Annotated in this window: 17 protein-coding genes; 14 read left to right on the forward strand and 3 right to left on the reverse strand. The window is 63.8% G+C overall.

The features are described 5' to 3' along the window. The first annotated feature begins 9 nt into the window (after positions 1-9). From Q1A34_RS00105 to Q1A34_RS00125, 5 genes are read left to right on the forward strand one after another with little or no spacing between them, the layout of a single operon-like run. The gene (locus Q1A34_RS00105) at positions 10-924 is read left to right on the forward strand and encodes a 3-keto-5-aminohexanoate cleavage protein (protein ID WP_300029043.1); all 915 of its coding nucleotides are present in this window, start codon (positions 10-12) and stop codon (positions 922-924) included. Further along, positions 921-1,508: a lipocalin family protein gene (locus Q1A34_RS00110; RefSeq protein WP_300029045.1), complete on the forward strand. Its 588-nt coding sequence runs from the start codon at positions 921-923 to the stop codon at positions 1,506-1,508. The genes Q1A34_RS00105 and Q1A34_RS00110 overlap by 4 nt, the downstream gene beginning before the upstream one ends. Beyond that, positions 1,505-2,980, forward strand: a complete 1,476-nt coding sequence (locus Q1A34_RS00115; protein ID WP_300029047.1) for a carnitine 3-dehydrogenase — start codon at positions 1,505-1,507, stop codon at positions 2,978-2,980. The genes Q1A34_RS00110 and Q1A34_RS00115 overlap by 4 nt, the downstream gene beginning before the upstream one ends. After that, positions 2,977-3,723 (forward strand): SDR family oxidoreductase, encoded by a 747-nt coding sequence (locus Q1A34_RS00120; protein ID WP_300029049.1) that lies wholly within the window; start codon positions 2,977-2,979, stop codon positions 3,721-3,723. Before Q1A34_RS00115 ends, Q1A34_RS00120 begins: the two co-directional genes overlap by 4 nt. 42 nt (positions 3,724-3,765) lie before the next feature. Continuing rightward, positions 3,766-4,683: a DMT family transporter gene (locus Q1A34_RS00125; protein WP_300029052.1), complete on the forward strand. Its 918-nt coding sequence runs from the start codon at positions 3,766-3,768 to the stop codon at positions 4,681-4,683. Between the two features lie 4 nt (positions 4,684-4,687). Here the strand turns inward: Q1A34_RS00125 and Q1A34_RS00130 are convergent, their stop codons facing one another. Both Q1A34_RS00130 and Q1A34_RS00135 read right to left on the reverse strand, forming a co-directional pair. Then, on the reverse strand, positions 4,688-5,395 hold the full coding sequence (locus tag Q1A34_RS00130; protein ID WP_300029055.1) for an NUDIX hydrolase: 708 nt from the start codon (positions 5,393-5,395) through the stop codon (positions 4,688-4,690). Between the two features lie 31 nt (positions 5,396-5,426). Further along, a complete protein-coding gene (locus Q1A34_RS00135; RefSeq protein WP_300032289.1) occupies positions 5,427-5,768 on the reverse strand; it encodes a DUF983 domain-containing protein in 342 nt (113 codons plus the stop codon). Positions 5,769-6,053: 285 nt separating this feature from the next. Here Q1A34_RS00135 and Q1A34_RS00140 point away from each other — a divergent pair, with 285 nt between their 5' ends. The 4 genes from Q1A34_RS00140 to Q1A34_RS00155 all read left to right on the forward strand — a co-directional run bounded on the left by Q1A34_RS00140 (position 6,054) and on the right by Q1A34_RS00155 (position 8,022). After that, a complete protein-coding gene (locus tag Q1A34_RS00140; protein ID WP_300029058.1) occupies positions 6,054-6,512 on the forward strand; it encodes a calcium-binding protein in 459 nt (152 codons plus the stop codon). A 66-nt stretch (positions 6,513-6,578) separates the two neighbouring features. Continuing rightward, a complete protein-coding gene (locus Q1A34_RS00145; RefSeq protein ID WP_300029061.1) occupies positions 6,579-7,169 on the forward strand; it encodes an RNA polymerase sigma factor in 591 nt (196 codons plus the stop codon). Beyond that, the gene (locus tag Q1A34_RS00150) at positions 7,156-7,524 is read left to right on the forward strand and encodes a hypothetical protein (protein WP_300029064.1); all 369 of its coding nucleotides are present in this window, start codon (positions 7,156-7,158) and stop codon (positions 7,522-7,524) included. The genes Q1A34_RS00145 and Q1A34_RS00150 overlap by 14 nt, the downstream gene beginning before the upstream one ends. 3 nt (positions 7,525-7,527) lie before the next feature. Then, positions 7,528-8,022: a periplasmic heavy metal sensor gene (locus Q1A34_RS00155; RefSeq protein WP_300029066.1), complete on the forward strand. Its 495-nt coding sequence runs from the start codon at positions 7,528-7,530 to the stop codon at positions 8,020-8,022. Between the two features lie 4 nt (positions 8,023-8,026). Here the strand turns inward: Q1A34_RS00155 and Q1A34_RS00160 are convergent, their stop codons facing one another. Continuing rightward, positions 8,027-9,430, reverse strand: a complete 1,404-nt coding sequence (locus Q1A34_RS00160; RefSeq protein ID WP_300029069.1) for a diguanylate cyclase — start codon at positions 9,428-9,430, stop codon at positions 8,027-8,029. A 98-nt stretch (positions 9,431-9,528) separates the two neighbouring features. Here Q1A34_RS00160 and Q1A34_RS00165 point away from each other — a divergent pair, with 98 nt between their 5' ends. From Q1A34_RS00165 to Q1A34_RS00185, 5 genes are all read left to right on the forward strand, one after another. After that, on the forward strand, positions 9,529-9,813 hold the full coding sequence (locus Q1A34_RS00165; protein ID WP_300029071.1) for a DUF3572 domain-containing protein: 285 nt from the start codon (positions 9,529-9,531) through the stop codon (positions 9,811-9,813). After that, complete coding sequence (locus Q1A34_RS00170; protein WP_300029074.1) at positions 9,810-10,505, forward strand: HAD family hydrolase; 696 nt, start codon at positions 9,810-9,812, stop codon at positions 10,503-10,505. Before Q1A34_RS00165 ends, Q1A34_RS00170 begins: the two co-directional genes overlap by 4 nt. Positions 10,506-10,616: 111 nt before the next feature. After that, positions 10,617-12,179 carry a trimethylamine methyltransferase family protein gene (locus tag Q1A34_RS00175; protein ID WP_300029077.1) on the forward strand — a complete coding sequence of 521 codons (1,563 nt, stop codon included), beginning with the start codon at positions 10,617-10,619 and terminating at the stop codon, positions 12,177-12,179. Positions 12,180-12,271: 92 nt separating this feature from the next. Beyond that, positions 12,272-12,859 (forward strand): heme NO-binding domain-containing protein, encoded by a 588-nt coding sequence (locus Q1A34_RS00180; protein WP_300029080.1) that lies wholly within the window; start codon positions 12,272-12,274, stop codon positions 12,857-12,859. After that, a complete protein-coding gene (locus tag Q1A34_RS00185) occupies positions 12,856-13,872 on the forward strand; it encodes a diguanylate cyclase (protein ID WP_300029083.1) in 1,017 nt (338 codons plus the stop codon). Before Q1A34_RS00180 ends, Q1A34_RS00185 begins: the two co-directional genes overlap by 4 nt. Positions 13,873-14,584 lie beyond the last annotated feature (712 nt).

Consider the following 14,584-nt stretch of genomic DNA (forward strand, 5'->3'; position numbering starts at 1 on the left):
AGTATCCACATGCCGCTGACCATGAACAAAGACGTTTTCATCACCTGCGCCGTGACCGGTTCGGGCGGTACACAGGATCGCAGCCCCCATGTACCGCGTTCGCCCAAAGAAATTGCTGACAGTGCGATCGCTGCGGCAAAGGCGGGGGCGGCCATCGTGCACTGCCATGTGCGCGACCCCGACACCGGTGCGCCGAGCAGACGCCTTGACTATTACCGCGAGGTCACAGACCGGGTGCGCGACGCGGATATTGATGTGGTGCTCAACCTGACCGCGGGCATGGGCGGGGATATGGTGTTTGGTGATCCGGAAAACCCGCTGCCGCTGCGCGGGGACGGCACCGATATGATCGGGGCCACCGCCCGGGTGGCGCATGTGGCCGAATGCCTGCCGGAGATCTGCACGCTGGACTGTGGCACCATGAATTTTGCCGAGGCCGATTACGTGATGACCAATACGCCCGGCATGCTGACGGCCATGGGGCGCATGATGACCGACCTGGGGGTAAAGCCCGAGATCGAGGCCTTTGACACCGGGCATTTATGGTATGCAAAACAACTGGTTAAGGACGGTGTGCTGGAGGCGCCCGCGCTGGTGCAGCTGTGCATGGGCGTGCCCTGGGGCGCGCCGGATGACCTGAATACCTTTATGGCTATGGTCAATAATGTACCAGACGACTGGACCTTTTCCGCCTTTGCGCTGGGTCGCAACCAGATGGCCTATGTGGCCGCTGCGGTGCTGGCGGGCGGCAATGTGCGCGTCGGGCTGGAGGACAATCTCTGGCTCGAAAAAGGCGTTCTGGCTGAAAACTGGCAGCTGGTCGAGCGCGCCGGAACGATCATCGAAAACACGGGTGCGCGGGTCATCGGTGCGGCCGAAGTGCGCGCAAAACTGGGGCTGGTCAAACGGGCCCCGTCCTCATGAAAAACAGCGTCGGTGGGGCTGTCGGTATCACGTCGGTAAAACGTCGGTATTACGTCGGTGCGCGGCGCGCGGTGGGTTTGGGGGCTCTTTACCTCTGTGCCGCGCTGCTGGCGGGTTGTGCGACAGCACCCGCGCCCGGATTTCGCGACGCAGGCGTGCCCATCACGGCGACCACGCGTTTTACTCCGGTGGCGTTTTCGGGCCGCTGGCATGTGATCGAAGCCTATCCCAGCGCGCTCTTTCCCGGCTGTGCCGGTCAGACCTGGGAAGCGGCCACGGCGGAGGCCCCCGCACGGCTGACGGTGCGCTGTGGTGCGGCTGTGGCGCTGGACGTGCCGCTGGCGGTCAATCCGCGCGGGGTGCTGCAGGCGGGCAGCTCTGATCTGAACAGGGCAGACCGGGCGCTGTGGGTCATGTGGATGGATGAGGATGCGCGCACGGCGGTGATCGGCACGCCGGGCGGCGAGATGGGCTGGATCGTGAACCGCACGCCGGACCTGCGCGGCGACAGGCTGGCCGCGGCGCGCGAGATCATGGATTTCAACGGATACAATCTGGCGGCACTGCCACGGGGGGCACAATGACCAAAACGGCGGCAATCATCGGCGGGGGCGTGATCGGCGGCGGCTGGGCCGCGCGCTTCCTGCTCAATGGCTGGGACGTGCGGGTCTGTGACCCTGACCCGGAGGCAGAGCGCAAAATCAGCGAAGTCCTGGGCAATGCGCGACGGTCGCTGCCGGGGCTTTGCGATGCAGCACTGCCACCCGAGGGGCGTCTGAGCTTTGTGCCGCACATCGGGGAAGCTGTGGAGGGCGCCGACTGGGTGCAGGAGAGCGTACCCGAACGGCTGCAGATCAAGCTGGACGTCTATGCGCGCATCCAGGCGGTAACGGGCGGTGAGGTGATCATCGGCTCGTCGACATCCGGGTTCAGGCCGTCGCAGCTGGCCGAAGGGGCAGCACACCCCGGTGCTATCATGGTCTGCCATCCGTTCAACCCGGTGTATCTGCTGCCCCTGGTCGAGTTGGTGCCGACCCCGGCGTCCAGCGACGCACAAGTCGCCACCGCGCGCGAAACCATCACGGGTCTGGGCATGTATCCGCTGCATCTGCGCAAGGAAATCGACGCCCATGTGGCCGACCGTTTTCTGGAAGCGGTCTGGCGCGAGGCGCTGTGGCTGGTCAAGGACGGGATCGCCACCACCGAGGAGATCGACAACGCGATCCGCTATGGGTTTGGCATCCGCTGGGCGCAGATGGGCCTTTTCGAGACCTACCGCGTGGCGGGGGGCGAGGCGGGGATGAAGCATTTCATGGCCCAGTTCGGGCCTGCGCTGAAATGGCCCTGGACGCGGCTGATGGATGTGCCGGAATTCACCGACGAACTGGTGGATCTGATTGCCGGGCAGTCGGATGCACAGTCGGGCGCGCACAGCATCCGCGACCTGGAACGTATCCGCGACAACAACCTGGTGGCCATGATGCGCGCGCTCAAGGCGCAGGACCAGGGGGCCGGTGCGCTGATCAACGCGCATGAGGCGCGGCTGCGCACTGGCACGGTGCTGGCCGCCCGGTCTGCCGAGATCGACGACCCGTCGCAGCCGGTGATGACCATTCACCGCGCCGTGCCGATCGACTGGACCGATTACAACGGGCATATGAACGAGGCGCGGTATCTGGATGCCTTTGGCATGGCCACGGACCGGTTTATGGAGCTGATCGGCTGTGATGCCGGCTATATCGCGGCGGGTGGCAGCTATTTCACCGCCGAGACGCATATCCGCCATATCGATGAGGTGCATGCCGGTGCCCGGATCACCGTGCAGACACGTGTGCTGGCGGGGGGCGGTAAAAAGATGCACCTGTGGCACGAGATGTATGAGGGTGACCGGCTGCTGGCTACCGGAGAACATTTTCTGCTGCATGTGGATCTCGCGACGCGCCGCTCGGCCCCGGCGGGTGCGGCGGTCGATGCAGCCCTGCGCCGCTTTGCCGAGGCCCAGGCCGGTCTGCCACGCCCCGAAGGGGCCGGTGCGGCCATCGGGGGCGGGCGGTGAGGCATGTGCTGATCACCGCCGGGGCCTCGGGCATCGGGCGGGCCATGGGCGAGGCCTTTGCCGCGGCAGGCTATGCTGTGGCTGTCACCGATGTGGACAAGGCCGCCCTGCGCGCCTGCCCGGACAGCTGGGCCTGTTACCAGGCGGATGCCACGGATGAGGCCGCGATGCGCGGGATCATCGGGGGCATGGGCGCGCTTGATGTGCTTTGCGCCAATGCAGGGATTGCGGGGCCAACGGCACTGGTTGAGGATATCGATGTAACTGACTGGCAAAGATGTATTTCTGTCAATCTGGAGGGCGCGTTTCTGGCCGCGAAACATGCCATTCCCGCGATGAAGCACGCAGGCCGGGGCGCGATTGTGCTGACCTCGTCCACGGCGGGGCTGTACGGCTATCCCAACCGCGCGCCCTATGCGGCGGCGAAATGGGCGGTGATCGGTCTGATGAAAACCCTGGCGATGGAGCTGGGCCCCTTTGGCATCCGCGCCAATGCCATCTGTCCCGGCGCGGTCGAGGGGCCGCGCATGGAGGGCGTGCTGGCGCGCGAGGCTGCCGCCAAAGGCATGACGCGCGATGCGGTCTATGCGGGCTATGCGGCGGGCACATCGATGAAACGTTTTGTCACCCGCGAGGAGATCGCCGGGATGGCGGTGTTTCTGGGCTCGGAGGCGGCGCGCAGCGTGTCGGGCCAGGTGATTGCAGTGGACGGCCATACGGAAAACCCTGACCCCAAACCGTGATGCGCTCTGGCGCAGGGCGGGAAATTGCGCCATGACGCGCCCATGCAGGCGTTTTTTTCAGATCTCTGGGTGATCGCGGCGATTGCGGCGGCGGGGTTTCAGACCCTGCGGTTCATGCTGCAGAAAGTGCTGTCCACGGCGCTCCTGAGCCCCACGGGGGCGACATTCGCGCGGTTTTTCTACTCCGCACCGCTGATCGCGCTGGGGATCGCCTGTTATCTGGTGGCGACGGGCCAGCCGCTGCCGGCGCAGAACGCCACCTTCTGGGCCTTTGTGCTGGCGGGCGGTGTGGCGCAGATCACGGCCACCGTTTTTGTAGTCACCCTGTTCAAATCGCGCAGTTTTGCCGTTGGTGTCACGCTGATGAAGACCGAGGTGATCCTGTCGGTGATCATCGGGCTGGTGCTGCTGGGCGAGGGGGTCAGCCTGCCGGCCTTTGGCGCGATTGCGCTGGGGCTGGTGGGGGTGCTGCTGCTGTCGACCCCGCCGCAGGTGCGCGGGCTGGGTCTGGCGGAAATGCTCAACAGGGGCGTGGCACTTGGGCTGGGCTCGGGCGTGCTTTTTGCGGTGTCCGCGGTCTCTTATCGGGGGGCCTCGCTGGAGCTGGATGCTGCCGATCCGGTGGTGCGCGCAGGCGTGACGCTGGCGGCCGTGACGGGATCGCAGATGCTGGGCATGGCGCTCTGGCTCTGGGTGCGCGACCGGCCCCAGATCGGGGCGGTCTGGCGCGCGCGGCGGGTCGCGGCCTGGATCGGCATCATGTCGATGGGCGGCTCTTTCGGGTGGTTTCTGGCCTTTACCCTGCAGACGGCCGCCTATGTCAAAGCAGTGGGTCAGGTGGAGCTGATTTTCAGCCTGCTGGCCTCTGTGCTGTTTTTCGGCGAGCGCAGCACCGCGCGCGAACTGGCGGGTATGGCGGTGCTGGTGGTGTCGATCCTGACGCTGGTGCTGGTGATCTGACGGTTCAGTCCGGCATTGGTCTGCCGTGCAGACGCAGAAACAGGCTTTCTTCATCGTTATTGCGGAAATAGGGCACAGAAGCGGGCGGGGTCCGGTCGGTCACCCGTGCTTCGGTCTCTGCCAGGACCACCTCTGTGATAAAGGGCATGTCAAAGCCGCGCGCCGCGTCCAGCGGGATCCACTGCAGATGCGTCAGCTCGTCCGAGGCGGCGGAGAAATCATCGGGATCATTGGCAATCGCCCCGGCATCCACCAGGAAAAACCGCGCGTCAAAACGGCGTGGGCGCCCCGGCGGGGTCAGGGCGCGGAAAACAAACTGCAGGGATGACGCATCCGGCAGATGCCCGGTGGCGGCAAACCCCGACCAGTCGTCCGGCGCGTGCCCGGGCCAGGCACCGGGGGTGCCCAGCACCAGCCCGGTTTCTTCCCAGAGCTCGCGTATGGCGGCCACGGTCAGGGCATGGCTGATGTCTGCTGCACTGTGATCCGTCAGCCGCTCTGCACAGGGTGCGGGCAGGGGGGCGGCCAGCGGAATTGCGGCATCTGCGGCGTCCACGGCCCCGCCCGGAAAGACGAATTTGTTGGGCATAAAGGCCGCTTTGGCCCCGCGCTGTCCCATCAGGATGCGCGGACGCGTGTCGCGGTCGCGCAGCACGATCACCGTTGCCGCGTTGCGTACAGCCGTTTTGTCAGGTGGTGCTGCTGTGGTCATCTGCCCTGCCTTTTGCGCCGGGCCGCGCGGTTCAGGCAGGCGCGCCGAAACCGCCCATGCCCCGTGCCCACTGATAGCCGACAATCGCGCCTTTCAGTCTGGGCAGAAGATAGAGCGACAGGGCAACACAGCCAATGGCAAAAATCGTGAACAGCACCAGCGGCTCGGGCCGCCACCACACAAAGGCGAGATGCAGCAGGGGGGCCATCAGATGGCCGACAAAAAGGATGGTCAGATAGGCCGGTCCGTCATCTGCGCGGTGATGATGCAGCTCTTCGCGGCACACCGGGCAGCTGTCATTGACCTTGAGGTAGGATTTCAGCAGCGGTCCGTTGCCACAGTGCGGGCATTTGCGCCGCCAGCCCCGCAGCATGGACTGTCTGGTGCTGCGCTGTTGCGTCGTTCCGGCACTGGTGTGCGGTGCGCGTGTCAGGTCGTCGTGGGGTGTGGCTGAGTCGGACATCGGATGTTTCCTGCAAGATTGCGCCCTGTCTGCGCCATTCCGTCCGGCGTGAAAAGGTGGCGACCGGTCGCTGCGGCGGGATGTCGCGAAGAAAAACCTCAACTTTCTGCGACGGAAAGTGCCCGACCCAGCGTTTTACCTCATGTCCGGCCCGAAAAAGGGGCCGGTCAAAACAGATTAATGAGGAGACGACCCATGAAATATACAGCCTTTATCGCGATCATCCTGGCCGGAGCCGTATCCGTTACCACAGGCGTTGCCATGGCACGTGACGGCGGCGACCGCGAAGCTGCAGATTTTGAAACGCTGGACACCGATGGCGATGGCCAGATCACCCGGGCAGAAGCGGATGCCCTGCGGATCGCGCATATGTCTGAGGCAGATACAGACGGTGACGGGTTCCTGTCGCAGGCCGAGATCGAGGCGCGTGGTGCTGAGCGGATGCGTGACCGGTCTGCCCGGATGATCGAGCGTCTGGATGCGGATAAGGACGGGAAACTGTCGATGGAGGAACTGACCTCGTCCGAACGTGCGGACCGCCGGTTTGAGCGTGCTGACAAAAACGGTGACGGTGTTGTTTCCAAAGAGGAATTTGAGGAAGCCCGCGCGAATTTCCGCGGCAGGCACAAGGGCAAGGGCCGCAACGGCAACTGACGCCGGCTGATGTCGGGGCGTGGCGCGGCTTGAATGCCGCGCCGGGTCCTTTTAACCCTGACGGGAATGAGTATGCCGCGGGACGCCCTTACGACAGTGTCGGACGATGCTTTGCTGCTGCTGTATGCGCGGGGCGACGGTGCGGCGGCGCGCGAGCTGACCGGGCGGCTGCTGCCGCGGGTCTGGAACCAGGCGCGGCGCATGCTGGGCGATCAGACAGAGGCAGAGGATGTGGCACAGGAAGCGATGATGCGATTGTGGCGGATGGCGCCGGACTGGGAACAGGGGCGCGCGCAGGTCAGCACCTGGATTTTCCGGGTGACGGCAAATCTGTGTACGGACCGTCTGCGCAAACGGCGTGTATCGGCACTGGACGAGGTCGACGAGCCGCGCGATCCCGCACCGGGCGCCGAGGCGCGGCTGCAGATGCAGGCGCGTTCTGATGCGTTGCAGGCCGCCCTGGACAGTCTGCCCGAACGCCAGCGCCAGGCCGTGGTGCTGCGCCACATAGAGGGGCTGGCCAATCCTGAGATTGCTGAGATCATGGAGATCAGCACCGAGGCGGTCGAGAGCCTGACCGCGCGGGGCAAACGAACGCTGGCCGCGGCACTGGCCGACAGGCGTGCGGCACTGGGGGTTATGAATGATGACGGATGACGACAAAGCCATGGCTGTGCTGGATGATCTGTTGCGCGATGCTGCCGAAAAACCACCTGCACCGCCCGCCGGGCTGACGGCGCGCGTTCTGGCGGATGCCGACCGGGTTCAGCCGCAAGCCGCCCGGCCCGAACGCCGTTTGGGCGCGCGGGGCGGGTCTGCCCGCTGGCTGCCGGGGGGCTGGCAGGGGCTGGGCGGTCTGGTGGCCGCGACCTGTGCGGGGTTCTGGATCGGGATCAGCCCGCCGGAAGTGCTGCCGGACACAGGGGCTGTGCTTTTTGGATATGAGACAGTGGACAGCAGCGGTTTTGCCACCGGTGCTGATGGATTTGGCTGGGATGCGGAAGAGGGTTAGGCGATGACTGAGGAACGCGACACTGCAGCTGCAAAGCGCCCGGGCCGGTGGCTGAAACCTGCGCTTTTTGTGTCTGTGGGCATCAACCTGGCCTTTGCGGGCATGATGGCGGGGGCGTTTATGCGTCACGGTCCGGACCGGCGTGCGGGCCCGGGGCCCGACAGTTATGCCCGGCCCTATATGAGCGCGTTGCCCCAGGAGGCGCGGCGCGAGATGTTCCGCAGCCTGCGTGATGCGCGCGGCAAGGGGTTTCCCGACCGCCAGGCCCGGCGCGCGCTGTATGGCGATGTGCTGGAGGCCCTGCGGGCAGAGCCCTTTGACGCGGCAGCCCTGGAGCAGGCCGCGCAAAGGCAGGCCGGCAGCGGTGTAAAGGTGCTGGAAACAACCCAGGCTGCCTGGATCGGGATCGTCTCAGGCATGTCGGCGGCAGAACGCGTCGCTTATGCCGCCCGCATTGAGGAGGCGCTGAAACGCCGCCCGGGTAAGAAAAAGCAGTAACCGCTCAGGCGGCGGGGCGGGCCAGATTGATCTGGTTGCGGCCCTGGATCTTGGCCTCGTAGAGCGCTTTGTCTGCGGTATCGAGCAGATAGTTTGCATCGCGGTCCATGGCCGGAAGCTGTTTGCCCTGCAGACCGCCCATGGTCACACCGATGGAGACCGTGACGCTGATTGGTTCGGAAGCGCCGGGGATTACAAAACTGGTCCCCCCGATTTTCCGGCAGAGCCGCCGTGCTGTGGCACGGGCCTCGGGCAGCGGGGTGGCGGGCATGACGATCAGGAATTCCTCGCCACCGATACGGGCCACCAGATCGACGCCGCGCAGGTTTTCGCGCAGACGCCGGGCGGCCTCGACCAGCACGGCATCGCCCGAGGCGTGGCCATAGAGGTCATTGATCCGCTTGAAATGGTCCAGATCGGCGACCATGACTGCAAAGCTGCGGCCCGTGGCGGCAGAATGCTCGGCCACACGCGCCAGATGCGGCATCGCATAGCGGCGGTTGTGCAGCCCGGTGAGCGGGTCGGAGACCGCCGCCTTGAGGCCTGTGCGCACGGTGGCGCGCAGCTGATCGGCAATGCGCTTGCGGCGCATCATTGCTTTGACCCGCAGGGACATTTCCTTTTTGTCGAAACCGTCCGTCATCAGATCGTCGGCCCCCAGATCGAGCGCATAGGCCCCCAGACCTGGATCAGGCCGCGGCTGCATCACCAGAATACCGGCATGGCGGGTAATGGCGGTGGCACGGATGGCGGCCAGCAGGCGCAGAACCTCGCCGCTGTGACTGTCGTCCTCCTCGAGGATCAGAATAAAGACATCGGGCACTTTGCCGGGGGTCAGATCCCGCAGGGCCGTTTCGGGCGCAGACCAGCTCAGGCTGGTGCGCAGTGCCGGGCGCAGCTGGTCCATGATGTGGCCGATGGGCGCGCTTTCGGCACCGACGATGACCGCCTGTCCGGGCGGGCCGAAATCTGCCGGATCCTCGGCAAACCCCAGCGCGCGCGAGGTGTCGTCGCGCATGCGCCATTCGGCGGCGGTGTTGTGCGCACGGATGAGGCTGCGCACACGCGCCAGCAGCAGCGTGTCGTCAATGGGTTTGAGCATGACATCCTGCACGCCCGCCTCGAGCGCCTGCAGCCGCGTGTCCGCGTGAGGGCGACAGCCGATGACCATCATCGGAATCGCCCGTGTCTGCGGGTTCTGCTGCAGCTTGCGGCACAGATGGGCTGCGTCGCAGTCCGGAAGGGCCATGGCTGAGATCACAAGGTCAGGGTCATGGCGGAGCGCCGCCACACAGGCTTCATCTGCTGTAGAGGCCTGTATTACCTCGTAAAATGCCGAGGCGAGTTTGACTTTAAGGACGATGCGGTTTGTTGAGATTGCATCAACGATGAGGATTTTGCCCTGCACGCGCTCTGGTATCCTTGTACTGGTAACTTTCGTTGTTCGACAATGCCGCGATATTGGTTAACAATTGGTTTCCAGTTTTCTTAAAACGGTTCGTACTGATGGTCTATACGCAGGATTCTGCCGAGACGCTGGCGCTTCAGGTTCTGGGCTGGCTAGCCGGCAATGATGAGCTCCTGCCGGTCTTTCTGGGATCAAGCGGGGCCTCGCGCGAGGATCTGCGCGCGGGCGCAGGTGATCCGGCCTTTCTGGGTTCGGTTCTCGACTTTGTGATGATGGATGATGCCTGGGTGATTGCCGCCTGTGACGCGCTGACGCTGCGCTATGACAGTCTGATGCAGGCGCGGATGGCACTGCCGGGCGGGGAACAGGTGAACTGGACATGAGTACCGTCAGAGGGGTTATTTTCGACAAGGACGGCACGCTGTTTGATTTTGCCCGCACCTGGGAGGCCTGGGCGCAGGCGCTGCTGCAGCGTCTTGCCGGACCGGAGGGCGATGCAGCCGCACTGGGTGCCTGCATCGGGTTTGACACTGCAACGGCGCGGTTTGCGCCCGACAGTCTGGTGATTGCGGGCACCCCGGACGAAATCGCCGAAGCGCTGGCGGCGGCTCTGCCTCACATGAACAGGGTGCAGATCGTGGCGCTGCTGAATGAGGAGGCAGCACAGGCCCCCCAGGCCGAGGCCGTTCCGCTGGTGCCCTTTCTGTCCGGTCTGCGGGCAGGGGGGCTGATGCTGGGGGTCGCCACGAATGATGCGGAAACGCCCGCACGGGCGCACCTGCAGACTGCCGGTGCGCTTGATCTGTTTGACTTTGTCGTCGGGTCGGACAGCGGGCACGGGGCCAAACCCGGACCGGGTCAGCTGCTGGCGTTTTGTCAGACGACAGGGCTGGAGCCCGGCGAGGTGCTGATGGTCGGCGACAGCACCCACGACCTGCTGGCAGGGCGTGCTGCGGGCATGCGCGGTATCGGTGTGCTGACCGGTATGGCCACGGCGGACACGCTGGCACCACATGCGGTGGCTGTGTTTGACAACATCGGTCATCTGCCCGCCTGGATCGCCGCACAGGGCTGATTTCGCGGCGGCAACTGCCGAAAACGACCCGTTGCGTCGCGTTTGAGACGGCTGGCGCGCGTGGGACGGTGCCTTCTGAACCCCCGGACCGGCAACAGAAGGCGCAGAGTTATGGCAGACGCACCCGCAAAACGGCGTGGCAGAACAGGTGGACGGGCCGGGGCTGCAACCCGGCGCGGGACGGCCGTGATCGAACAGATGCCCTGGAACCCGCCGGTGAACACTGACAAGCCGGTTGAGCCGCTCAGCCCCGAGGGCGTGGCGGCGGTGCACGACGGGGCCATGCGCATCCTCGAGGAAATCGGTGTCGAGTTCCTGAACCCCGAAGCGGTTGAAATACTGCGCAAAGCAGGTGCGGATGTGAACGGCGAGAACGTGCGCATGGGGCGCGATTTCGTCATGGAATGGGTGGGCAGGGCACCTGCGGCGTTTACGCTGACCCCGCGCAACCCTGACCGCACGATCACCGTGGGGGGGAACAATCTGCTCTTTGGCAATGTGTCCTCGCCGCCGAACTACTGGGATATGGCGCTGGGAACCAAGGTGCCGGGCACGCGCGAAATGTGCGCGAACCTGCTGAAGCTTACACAGTATTTCAACTGTATCCACTTTGCCGGGGGCTATCCGGTAGAGCCGGTGGACATCCATGCCAGCGTGCGCCACCTCGATGTGGTCTATGACAAGCTGACGCTGACGGACAAGGTGATGCACGCCTACAGCCTGGGCAAGGAGCGGGTCGAGGATGTGATGGAAATGGTCCGTATCGCGGGCGGTCTGTCACATGAGGAGTTTGACGCAAGCCCCCGGATGTACACGAATATCAACTCAACCTCGCCGCTGAAACATGACTATCCGATGCTCGATGGCTGGATGCGTCTGGCGCGGCGCGGCCAGGGCCTCGTGGTCACACCCTTTACGCTGGCGGGGGCGATGGCACCGGTGACGATGGCCGGTGCGGTGGCCCAGTCGCTGGCCGAAGGGCTTTGTGCAATTGTGCTGGCGCAGATCATCCGCCCGGGCTGCCCCTGTGCGATTGGCACCTTTACCTCCAACGTCGATATGAAATCCGGGGCCCCCGCTTTTGGTACGCCGGAATACATGCGCGCGACACAGATGACAGGACAGCTGGCGCGGTTTTACGGTCTGCCGATGCGGTCATCGGGCGTCTGTGCGGCGAATGTGCCGGACGGTCAGGCGATGTGGGAGACTTCAAACAGTCTGTGGGCGGCGGTGCAGTCGGGCACCAATATGGTCTATCACGCGGCCGGATGGCTGGAGGGGGGGCTGATCGCCAGCCCGGAGAAATTCATCATGGATTGCGAGATTCTGCAGCAGATACAACGCTATATGGACCCGGCGATCACCGCCACAGGCCCCGATGAGATTGCGCTGGATGCAATTAAATCGGTGGGGAACGCCGGGCACTTCTTTGGCATTCAGCACACCCAGGACCGCTACACCACGGCGTTTTACCAGCCATTCCTCAGCGATTGGAAAAACTACGAAGGATGGGAGGCCGCGGGCGGCGTCTGGACGCCGGAACGGGCGCATGTGATGTTCCAGGAGATCATCGGCAGCTTTGAGGCACCGCCCATGGATGTCGCAATCCGTGACGAGCTGCGCGACTTTGTGGCGCGCCGCAAATCGGAAGGGGGCGCCCCCACCGATTTCTGACCCCGGGGCCATTTGATTAGAATTGCCGGTGTTTGGTGAATGTTAAGAGCTTTCGCCCATGGTATGCGCTGTAAAAAGGGTATGAGGGTGTCATGCACGGACTCGTGAACCGCGCGATCCAGCGCTTTGTGACGGACTGTTACGGTGAAGCTCAGTGGCGTGCTGCCATCAAACGCGCGGATGTGGGCGTTACCGAGTTTGAGGCCATGCTCACCTATGAAGAAGAGCTGACGACGCAGGTGCTGACTGCGGTCAGTGATGTTCTCGACCGCCCCTATGAGGAACTGATGGAGGACATCGGAACCTACCTGGTGTCGCATCCGAATGTCGAGGCGCTGCGCCGCCTGTTGCGGTTTTCCGGCGTAGATTTCACCGATTTTCTGCATTCTCTGGACGATCTGCCGGACCGGGCACGCCTGGCGGTATCCGATCTGGAACTGCCCCGCATCACGCTGAAAGAGCAGGGGACGGGCTATTACCGTCTGAGCGTGCAGAGCCGTATTCCCGGGGCAGGTCATCTGTTTACCGGTGTGCTGCGCGCGATGGCGGATGACTATGGCGCGCTGGTTTTCCTGGAACATCAGGGGTCGGAGAACGGCGCGGAAATCGTCGGTGTCTCGCTGCTGGAAACCGAATTTTCCGAAGGCCGTGGTTTCCACCTGGGGGCACGCGCCGGATGACGCAAAGCCCTGTTTTCCAACAGATGCTGGACGTGCTCTGTCCGATGCATCTGGTCCTCGACTGCGAGGGGCAGATCGTTGGGGCCGGCCCGACGATGCGCAAGCTCTTTGACGAAGCTATGCTGTCAGGTGCTGCGTTCTTTGACATCTTCACCATCCGGCGCCCTCGCGAAATCACGGATATGCAGGGGCTTTGCGCAACTGCAGGCACCCGGATTTACGTCATGTACCGCACCGATCCGCCCCGTGAGCTAAAGGGCATTCTGGTGCCGGGCCCGGAAAAGGGGCAGGTGACGCTGAACCTGTCGTTTGGTATTTCCGTGGTCGAGGCCGTTCAGGAATACGAACTCACGGCGCGCGACTTTGCCGTCACCGATCTGACAGTTGAGATGCTCTATCTGGTCGAGGCCAAATCGGCGGCCATGGAAGCATCCCGTCAGCTGAACGAACGCCTGCAGGATGCGCGCGAAGAGGCCGAGGAGCAGGCCGTTACCGATGTGCTGACCGGTCTGAAAAACCGCCGGGCGATGGATATTGATCTGGAACGTGCATTGTCCTCTCTGGAGGACGTGGCGCTGATGCATATTGATCTCGACTACTTCAAGGATGTGAATGACACCTTCGGCCACGCTGCCGGTGATTTTGTGCTGCAGGAAGTTGCCCGTGTGATGAAAGAGGAAACCCGCAGCACAGACACAGTGGCGCGGGTTGGCGGCGATGAATTCGTCGTTCTGATGCGCAATGTCCGTGAAAACACTGTGCCGGTCCGGGTGGCAGAGCGCATCATCAAAAGGCTGGATGCGCCCATCACATTCGAGGGGCATCCCTGCCAGATTTCTGCCAGCATCGGCACGGTTCTGAGCGCGGATTATACCGCGCCGGATGCAGACCACATGCTGCGCGATGCGGATGAGGCGCTGTACCATTCCAAGCACGAAGGGCGCGGCCGTCAGACCATGCACGCTGATCTGCTGGCGCAGCAGGCCGCAACCGATGCCGGTGGTGCTGCCTGACCTCGCCGTTCTGGCCGCGGGTACGCACCAGGATCTGACTGTTTGAAAGGCGCTGTCACAGGCCGCGCGGTTGCCGGGCGCGTGGTTCGTGATGACTTGGCACGCCAGAACGCCCGGCACTGCTCAGGCCTGCCGGCAGAAGGCGGGAAAAACGCCCGGAGGCTGCCGTGTCCGTCGCTACTGTTTGTTGGAGTGCAATGTTTCATGTGTTGCTGCAGCGGCTTACCGGGTGCAATTGGCGGCGATTGAACAGGACTATGCCGCTGCCCGGCCTGTCCTGAAAGGCCCGGGGAGCAGGGAAGCCTCATAGTCCAATTTTCAATTCCTGATCATTCTTCGATGATGGTAACCGTTTTTCAGTTCATGCCGGGATGTGCACAGGCTTCGCCAGGCTGGGAAACTGATTTCCGAGTGCGGTTCACAGGAAGACTATCGGCAAAGGTTTCCAGCGCGAGGGAGGGTCCGATAAATGATGGATGGCTCATTGTGCGGCAGAGCCAAGGCCAGCCAATACACCTGAACTCTTCAGATAACGCAGCGGATCACGTTGGCACGCGGATCGATGGTGGCTGCTTTCGTCCTCAAAACGACCGGTTTTTCAGATGCTGATCGTCACAGGCCACGCCTGACCGCCCGCGCGGGACGCAGGCTCACGAGGGTTCGTCAGGATTGAGCCAGCAAATGGCCTTCGCGCCGGGTCCGGCCGATGGCA

It is taken from the genome of uncultured Roseobacter sp. (genome assembly GCF_947491795.1).
Taxonomy (GTDB): domain Bacteria; phylum Pseudomonadota; class Alphaproteobacteria; order Rhodobacterales; family Rhodobacteraceae; genus Roseobacter.

Bases quoted from the DNA above. Each gene is read 5' to 3' on its own strand.
- Q1A34_RS00105 (WP_300029043.1), top strand. From the start codon at position 10: ATGCCGCTGACCATGAACAAAGACGTTTTCATCACCTGCGCCGTGACC.
- Q1A34_RS00110 (WP_300029045.1), top strand. From the start codon at position 921: ATGAAAAACAGCGTCGGTGGGGCTGTCGGTATCACGTCGGTAAAACGT.
- Q1A34_RS00115 (WP_300029047.1), top strand. From the start codon at position 1,505: ATGACCAAAACGGCGGCAATCATCGGCGGGGGCGTGATCGGCGGCGGC.
- Q1A34_RS00125 (WP_300029052.1), top strand. From the start codon at position 3,766: ATGCAGGCGTTTTTTTCAGATCTCTGGGTGATCGCGGCGATTGCGGCG.
- Q1A34_RS00130 (WP_300029055.1), bottom strand. From the start codon at position 5,395: ATGACCACAGCAGCACCACCTGACAAAACGGCTGTACGCAACGCGGCA.
- Q1A34_RS00135 (WP_300032289.1), bottom strand. From the start codon at position 5,768: ATGCTGCGGGGCTGGCGGCGCAAATGCCCGCACTGTGGCAACGGACCG.
- Q1A34_RS00140 (WP_300029058.1), top strand. From the start codon at position 6,054: ATGAAATATACAGCCTTTATCGCGATCATCCTGGCCGGAGCCGTATCC.
- Q1A34_RS00145 (WP_300029061.1), top strand. From the start codon at position 6,579: ATGAGTATGCCGCGGGACGCCCTTACGACAGTGTCGGACGATGCTTTG.
- Q1A34_RS00150 (WP_300029064.1), top strand. From the start codon at position 7,156: ATGATGACGGATGACGACAAAGCCATGGCTGTGCTGGATGATCTGTTG.
- Q1A34_RS00155 (WP_300029066.1), top strand. From the start codon at position 7,528: ATGACTGAGGAACGCGACACTGCAGCTGCAAAGCGCCCGGGCCGGTGG.
- Q1A34_RS00165 (WP_300029071.1), top strand. From the start codon at position 9,529: ATGGTCTATACGCAGGATTCTGCCGAGACGCTGGCGCTTCAGGTTCTG.
- Q1A34_RS00170 (WP_300029074.1), top strand. From the start codon at position 9,810: ATGAGTACCGTCAGAGGGGTTATTTTCGACAAGGACGGCACGCTGTTT.
- Q1A34_RS00175 (WP_300029077.1), top strand. From the start codon at position 10,617: ATGGCAGACGCACCCGCAAAACGGCGTGGCAGAACAGGTGGACGGGCC.
- Q1A34_RS00180 (WP_300029080.1), top strand. From the start codon at position 12,272: ATGCACGGACTCGTGAACCGCGCGATCCAGCGCTTTGTGACGGACTGT.
- Q1A34_RS00185 (WP_300029083.1), top strand. From the start codon at position 12,856: ATGACGCAAAGCCCTGTTTTCCAACAGATGCTGGACGTGCTCTGTCCG.